The following is a 5033-nucleotide window of genomic DNA, read 5'->3' as shown; positions in this document are numbered from 1 at the left end:
CAATTCTTGAGAGGCTATCTTTAGAGTTATAAGTTGCCTCTTTACAAGTGATAAATTTAGAGTATATATAAATTAAAGGAAATAAAACGATTGATGAAGGTGGTAGTCACAAAAGAGAAAGTGGTCCAAACTATTATAAATCCAGAGAAAGTCTCAAAAGGACACTATGGGCGTAAAATAGCACAGAGTTCACTGACTGAAAACCTAATATTGAGAGTTGTTTATGAAGAAATGAACGATAAAATAACTATAATCACAGCATATCCCGGTGAGAGGAGGAGGTATGAAGATAACATATGATGGTAAAGGTGATACTTTAGGTATCTTAATAAAAGATGAGCAAATACATCATGCAGAAGAATATGGAGATATTGTAATAAATTACGATATTAATAACCAACCGGTGGAAATAGAGATATTGGATGCCAGTAAATTTCTTGGTGATTTTCTCACAGGTATAATCCGGGCAAAGCCAAATGCAAAATTAGTAGAGGTAAGCACATAAATTCTGGCAAAGTAAAAGAAAGGGTGTGGGTTACTTTTTAATACATTTCTTCTTGACAAAGTGATAAATTTAGAGTATATATGCAATTAAGGAAATAAAAATGTCCACACACACACACTCTCTCTCTCGTAGTATTATATAATAATCCCAGCCTTTATTTAATCCCTATATTTAGTTATTTGTCGATTCCCTGTTTAACTAATTATTTATTTAACCTAAGCCTAGAGTTGTTGGGTGGAAAGAAGGTAAACAATGGCTGTTGAATTAAGTAAAAATACTGAGGGAACCTACTCTGTAAAAATAAATGGTAAGACAAAATGGGTCATTTCCCTAAAGGAAGATGAGTTTGAGATCGTAAGGTATTCTATAAAACATCCAAAGACAAAAAATCTTACAGTGGGAATAAGAGCAGTTTTTCACAAGGATGGAAAAAGCATTACAATAAAAGAGCCGAAACGCATAAAAATAGAGTTAAAACTAAGGCGTTCTTTGAGAGGGAAGTGGGGTTCGGTATAGGGACAGACCAAATGTTAATACTTATTTATTGGTGCTTATAGATTCTTGGTAGATGAGTATCTATGGAATGCTAAACAGCATCAGAGAATGAAAGGAGGTGAGTGATGAGGCGCACTTTAATCATTGTATCAACAGTGACTCTTTTATGGACTTTGGCTGTTCCTCTGTGGTGCAAGAAAGGTAAAACTACCACTCCCGCAAAAGAGAAAGATAAAGTCACTACCCAAGAGAAAAAGGAAGAAAGTGTCCCCACAGAGAAAAAGGGTGAGGTAGTTATTCCTCAGAAAAAAGGGGGCATCAATCCATTTCTTGCCAGTTTGTTGATAGGCCCTCGAGTAGGACTTGAGATGAACGAGGGAAAGACTATAGAGACAACCGAATGGATAGATTTTTTCCTTACACATGGACTCGTAAGCGGTTACCAAGCTTATCAGAACGCAGGTTGTACGGAGTGCCTATTGGTGCCCGTTTGCGGCCCGAGAGTGGGAAAATAGTACAATACTCGTAAAGTGAGGTTCCTTGAGTTGCCACTTGGATTCTGGATATATAAAGTCTCCGAAGATTTTACAATAATAGCCCCTAGACGGGCGATAATTGCGTACGAAGCTTACCAGGGCAAGACGATGGCTGAAATTAAGGCAAAGGAGAATTTGGCTAAGTAATATATGTAAAAATAGGAATCTTATATGAGCAAGGTATTAAGGAGGTGAGAGTATGAAGATATAAATTGGGGAATTAGGGGAAAGTGCTTGTGTTTTTATAAATTTTTAACTCAAGCTATTAAAAGCTTGAAAGGAGGCAAGATGAAACGAGTAAAGATGGTTTTGTCGGCTGCTTTATTTGTGGCATTTTTTACTGAAGGTATTTGTAGTGTGACTTATGCAGATACAAAATATTATAGTATACCACCTGTTGCCTTCCATCCTTGGTACAGCACTCAAGGTTATATAAATGGTAGTTTTGAACTCCGTCCTACCAATGTTGTTGAGGGCAATGTGTTCCTATCACCTGTATATCTTCCTGATAGCGCAGAAATAACAGAGTTTAAGGCATGGGTTTTCGATACGCATGGCTCCCTAGATATAGTAGCAAATATGGCCCGTATACGGTTAGGAGAAATGGGACCAGGCGAGATAATAGCGAGCGTCAATAGTAGTGGAAGTAGTGGGATACAAGAACTTACGGATAATACAATAAACTACGGTGTTATTGATAATGCTACTTTCAGATATACTGCCTCTGTAGGATTGCCTGCTGTGGATGCAGCTGCGAGTCATAGATTTGTTAGTATCAGGATTAAATACGAGATACCACAAGTAAAGATTGAGGAATTTCAAAGTGCGGTTAATCCTCCATCTGAACTTAACATGAAGGTATATCCAACTCCTGTTTCTGATAAGGTTACAATTAACTATGAGGTCCCTCAAAAAGGGGTAGTCTCCTTGAAAATTTACGACCTCTCTGGTAGAGTAGTTAAAACACTGTTTACAGGAACTCAGACACCTAGCGAGTACCTCGTTATCTGGAATGGTACAGATGACAGGGGTAATAGAGTCCCAGCAGGCAACTACTTTTACAGACTAGAGATTGATAGCAAGACAACTACAGAGAAAACAATTATATTGAAGTAGATTTTCTTATAGAAGAGTTGGATGGCTAAATAAAATATAACAGAAAGGCTGTCTGACAATTCAAAAAATCATCTCCACAGGATCCTTCGGAACGAAGATACGAAAAAATAATAAAATAGGGGAGAACGGACTACTAATTATTTTGTTGAGTGGCATCTACTTTTACAGATTGGAGACAGTAGGCTATACCGCGACAAATAAGATGTATCTTGTGCGATAGTTAATCTACATTAAGGCTTTTTGTATTCTGGGCATTGCTGAATAATTTGGACACCTGAAGAAGTGCCAATCCTTGATGCACCCGCTTGAATGAATTCAATCACCTGTTTCCATGTCTTTATCCCACCAGATGCTTTGACACCAAAATTTGGACCCACTACTTTTCGTAACAGTTTCACATCTTCAATAGTCGCACCACCATACCCAAACCCTGTACTCGTCTTGACAAAATTGGCGCCTGCCTCAATTGTGATTTGGGCACCACGAATCTTCTCTTCCCTTGTAAGTACACCTGTCTCAAGTATTACCTTAACAAGCTTACCTTGAGCTGCATCTACAACTTGTTCTATGTCAGCTTCTACTTCCTGATACAAGCCAGACTTAAGCCATCCAATATTGATTACCATATCAAGCTCATCTGCTCCATCATCTACACATTTAGCTGCCTCCTCTTCCTTAGCAGTCGTAGCCCCAAGGGGGAAGCCAACTACTGAGCATACCTTGACTCCTGTCCCTTTTAGCTCATTGACAACTAGCTTTACCCAACAAGGATTGATACAGCAAGCAAAAAAGCCAAACTCAATCGCTTCATTGCAAAGTTTTTTAATTTCTGACTCAATAGCTTCAGGCTTCAGTAATGTATGGTCAATCAACTTACAGACTGCTTGAGGTGTTACCTCTTTAAGCTCCATATTTATTGATTTAAACAGCTTTTTTCAGTTTACGTCAGATTTAACTCAAATTATTCATTAACCACAAATAAACACGAATTAACGCTAATGAGATCAAAGGAATAGAAACTTGCGATGTTTCACTTTTTAGGTAAAATGCCTTGCATAGAAGAAGATGTTTTTGCATCTTTTTGAAGTTAAATATAATTCGTGCCCATTCGTGTAAATTCGTGGTTTCTTTACGCCATTATTTGGGGTTAATATTTCTTTTTTAAGACTACAATTGTGCCAGCCACAAATTCGCGTTGTTTCCTGTAAATGAGATTCCATCCTCGGACTTCTTTAAACTCATCAGAGAATCTTGAACCTTTATAGGTCACAATCCTACCATCTGATGCTAAAATTGGGGCTGCCACTTTAGTAAGCCATTTGAGGTTACCGACTGACCTTGAAAGTATGACATCGTAAGACTTGAGTTTGAAATCCTCCACCCTTTCTCTATAAATTTTTGCCTCTACCTCTATAGCCTTTATTAAATGATTAAGGAATTCAACCCTCTTAAGCCTGGGCTCAAGTATATCAAGTTCAATATCAGGTCTTGCAATCTTTATTGGAATACCAGGAAACCCAGCCCCACTCCCAACATCAAGGACACGAGCTCTATGTGGTTCACCACGGAGTGGTATAAATTCAGCTGCTGATAAGGAATCAAGGAAGTGACGAGTAACTATTTTTGTCCTATCCCTTTCCGAGATAAGATTTACCTTTTCACACCAGTTTAATAGCTCTCTGTGATAAATTTCAAACTTCTTAAGCTCTAAATCTGACAATCTAATCCCCAGCAAGTTTAGCCCATCTTCCAGTCCACATAGTCCTGCATCTATATCTGTGTTCATCTGTGGTTTATGGTTCATGTGAAATATTTAAAATCTAAATCCTACTTCAAGCTTACCTTTTCTTTCAAATCCGTAGAAGTGTGCTGATATATACGCATCTGCTGTACAGAGTGCCCAAACAATGCCATCCCACCATAGTAAATTGTACCGCCTGTTAGAGTGATATTCATAACTTTGCCAATCTTTATCTCGCTTTGCATTTTCTGCCTTAATGTGTGCATAAACTGTAAATCCTAAAAGTGTAGTCTCAATAGTTGCAAAAACTGCCCCTTTTATGTAATTCTCGGTATAAAACTGACCTCCCCCAGGAAATATTGATAATAGAATAGCAGTACTCGGACTTCTTTTGACAGGAGCGAGTACTAACAATAAAAGTAAAATTTTCATCTCTGCACAGACTCTTCACGGAGTCTGCCCTGACAACTACGAGACCCTTCACTTCGTTCAGGGTAACAGTGGAGGAGGTCAGAATGACAAGTGAAGGGTTCAAAGTGACATCTGTTATAAATTATAGCTTAATCTTTCCGTGTGTCAATTTTTTCTTGCTTTGTTGAATAAATATTTTTGGCACCTTTGATTTTCAACCTCTGACTTG

At 38.0% G+C, this 5033-nt stretch carries 9 protein-coding genes; 6 read left to right on the top strand and 3 right to left on the bottom strand.

The features are described 5' to 3' along the window. Window positions 1-93 precede the first annotated feature (93 nt). The 6 genes from QMD71_09845 (at window position 94) to QMD71_09820 (ending at window position 2652) form a co-directional block, all read left to right on the top strand. On the top strand, window positions 94-300 hold the full coding sequence (locus tag QMD71_09845; GenBank protein ID MDI6841126.1) for a DUF4258 domain-containing protein: 207 nt from the start codon (window positions 94-96) through the stop codon (window positions 298-300). Continuing rightward, a complete protein-coding gene (locus QMD71_09840) occupies window positions 284-505 on the top strand; it encodes a DUF2283 domain-containing protein (GenBank protein MDI6841125.1) in 222 nt (73 codons plus the stop codon). The genes QMD71_09845 and QMD71_09840 overlap by 17 nt, the downstream gene beginning before the upstream one ends. Window positions 506-757: 252 nt before the next feature. After that, window positions 758-1021, top strand: a complete 264-nt coding sequence (locus tag QMD71_09835; GenBank protein ID MDI6841124.1) for a hypothetical protein — start codon at window positions 758-760, stop codon at window positions 1019-1021. 104 nt (window positions 1022-1125) lie between these two features. Continuing rightward, complete coding sequence (locus QMD71_09830; protein ID MDI6841123.1) at window positions 1126-1515, top strand: hypothetical protein; 390 nt, start codon at window positions 1126-1128, stop codon at window positions 1513-1515. A 15-nt stretch (window positions 1516-1530) separates the two neighbouring features. Beyond that, window positions 1531-1683, top strand: a complete 153-nt coding sequence (locus QMD71_09825) for a hypothetical protein (protein MDI6841122.1) — start codon at window positions 1531-1533, stop codon at window positions 1681-1683. A 141-nt stretch (window positions 1684-1824) separates the two neighbouring features. Beyond that, window positions 1825-2652: a T9SS type A sorting domain-containing protein gene (locus QMD71_09820; protein ID MDI6841121.1), complete on the top strand. Its 828-nt coding sequence runs from the start codon at window positions 1825-1827 to the stop codon at window positions 2650-2652. A gap of 230 nt (window positions 2653-2882) precedes the next feature. On the opposite strand, the gene deoC is transcribed toward QMD71_09820, so the two are convergent. The 3 genes from deoC to QMD71_09805 form a co-directional block, all read right to left on the bottom strand. Further along, on the bottom strand, window positions 2883-3563 hold the full coding sequence (gene deoC / locus QMD71_09815) for a deoxyribose-phosphate aldolase (protein MDI6841120.1): 681 nt from the start codon (window positions 3561-3563) through the stop codon (window positions 2883-2885). A gap of 236 nt (window positions 3564-3799) precedes the next feature. Next, entirely contained in the window at window positions 3800-4438 is a 639-nt protein-coding gene (gene rsmG, locus QMD71_09810) for a 16S rRNA (guanine(527)-N(7))-methyltransferase RsmG (protein MDI6841119.1), read from the bottom strand. 27 nt (window positions 4439-4465) lie between these two features. After that, window positions 4466-4825, bottom strand: a complete 360-nt coding sequence (locus QMD71_09805) for a hypothetical protein (protein ID MDI6841118.1) — start codon at window positions 4823-4825, stop codon at window positions 4466-4468. Between the last annotated feature and the right edge of the window lie 208 nt (window positions 4826-5033).

This window comes from bacterium (genome assembly GCA_030018315.1).
Lineage (GTDB): Bacteria > Hydrothermota > UBA3073 > JACQXS01 > JAGMCI01 > JASEGA01.
This window is presented reverse-complemented; position numbering and strand designations above follow the sequence as displayed.

Bases quoted from the DNA above. Each gene is read 5' to 3' on its own strand.
- QMD71_09845 (MDI6841126.1), top strand. From the start codon at position 94: ATGAAGGTGGTAGTCACAAAAGAGAAAGTGGTCCAAACTATTATAAAT.
- QMD71_09840 (MDI6841125.1), top strand. From the start codon at position 284: ATGAAGATAACATATGATGGTAAAGGTGATACTTTAGGTATCTTAATA.
- QMD71_09835 (MDI6841124.1), top strand. From the start codon at position 758: ATGGCTGTTGAATTAAGTAAAAATACTGAGGGAACCTACTCTGTAAAA.
- QMD71_09830 (MDI6841123.1), top strand. From the start codon at position 1,126: ATGAGGCGCACTTTAATCATTGTATCAACAGTGACTCTTTTATGGACT.
- QMD71_09820 (MDI6841121.1), top strand. From the start codon at position 1,825: ATGAAACGAGTAAAGATGGTTTTGTCGGCTGCTTTATTTGTGGCATTT.
- deoC (MDI6841120.1), bottom strand. From the start codon at position 3,563: ATGGAGCTTAAAGAGGTAACACCTCAAGCAGTCTGTAAGTTGATTGAC.
- rsmG (MDI6841119.1), bottom strand. From the start codon at position 4,438: ATGAACACAGATATAGATGCAGGACTATGTGGACTGGAAGATGGGCTA.
- QMD71_09805 (MDI6841118.1), bottom strand. From the start codon at position 4,825: ATGAAAATTTTACTTTTATTGTTAGTACTCGCTCCTGTCAAAAGAAGT.